Origin of the sequence: Pseudoxanthomonas mexicana (assembly GCF_001556105.1) — a bacterium.
Classification (GTDB): Bacteria; Pseudomonadota; Gammaproteobacteria; order Xanthomonadales; family Xanthomonadaceae; genus Pseudoxanthomonas_A; species Pseudoxanthomonas_A mexicana_A.
Genome location: NZ_LSIF01000049.1, coordinates 1 through 635 on the forward strand (window position 1 = coordinate 1; position 635 = coordinate 635).

The following is a 635-nucleotide window of genomic DNA, read 5'->3' on the forward strand; positions in this document are numbered from 1 at the left end:
AGGCCGGTACGGCCATGCTGGCCCAGGCCAACCAGGTGCCGCAGAACGTGATGTCCCTGTTGAGGAACTAAGCCTTTGACGTCCCGGGTTGCACGGCCGGGCAGCGTTGACCACTCCACCCCCCGTGCGACACACGCCTAAGGAAAACTCTCATGGCACAGGTAATCAACACCAACACGATGTCGTTGAATGCTCAGCGTAACCTGAGCACCAGCGGCGCCTCGCTGGCCACGACCATCCAGCGTCTGTCGTCGGGTCTCCGTATCAACAGCGCCAAGGACGACGCGGCCGGTCTGGCCATCTCCGAACGCTTCAGCACCCAGATCCGCGGCCTCGACGTCGCGGTCCGCAACGCCAACGACGGCATCTCGCTGGCCCAGGTCGCCGAAGGTTCGCTGACCGAGATCGGCAACAACCTGCAGCGCATCCGCGAGCTGTCGGTGCAGTCGGCCAACGCGACGAACTCCACGTCCGACCGCGCCGCGCTGAACGCCGAAGTGAAGCAGCTGACGTCCGAAATCGACCGCGTCGCCAAGCAGGCCGACTTCAACGGCACCAAGCTGCTGGACGGTTCGTTCTCCAGCCAGCTGTTCCAGGTCGGCGCCAACGCCGGCCAGGCCATCGCCATCGACAAG

At 64.7% G+C, this 635-nt stretch carries 2 protein-coding genes; both read left to right on the top strand.

Annotated elements, in window-relative coordinates; translation table 11 throughout:
- Positions 1-71 (top strand): flagellin (locus AX730_RS19560; protein WP_157074154.1); only part of this gene is annotated, 71 nt, incomplete at its 5' end.
- An 81-nt stretch (positions 72-152) separates the two neighbouring features.
- On the top strand, positions 153-635 hold a 483-nt coding region (locus AX730_RS07940), incomplete at its 3' end, for a flagellin N-terminal helical domain-containing protein (RefSeq protein ID WP_475277084.1).